The organism is Pelomicrobium sp. G1, from assembly GCF_051905455.1.
Lineage (GTDB): Bacteria > Pseudomonadota > Gammaproteobacteria > Burkholderiales > UBA6910 > Pelomicrobium.
Window position 1 is genome coordinate 1 of record NZ_JBQACR010000465.1, and the last position, 251, is coordinate 251.

The following is a 251-nucleotide window of genomic DNA, read 5'->3' on the forward strand; positions in this document are numbered from 1 at the left end:
TATCTGCCGTTTTATCGTCCCGAGTATCCCGTTCTGAATTACGAGCTTGTGGCCGGTCGTGCGCTCGAACTGGGGGCCGAGCTCCTCTAGCGCGGGTGCAAAAGCGCCATCCGCAATGACCTTCACTTCAGCAGCCTGTACTCCAATGCCTTGCGTCAACAGAAGCACGAATCCGATTATTGCCGGTGCGACGAATGAACGTATCTTCATGACACCCTCCTTTCAGATGGCCAACCTCCGGGCGACCAAGC

The 251-nt window shown here is 56.2% G+C and carries 1 pseudogene; it reads right to left on the reverse strand.

From position 1 onward, the window contains the following. Positions 1-210: pseudogene (locus ACTFO6_RS19245) on the reverse strand (hypothetical protein); the annotation flags it as partial. Positions 211-251: the final 41 nt, after the last annotated feature.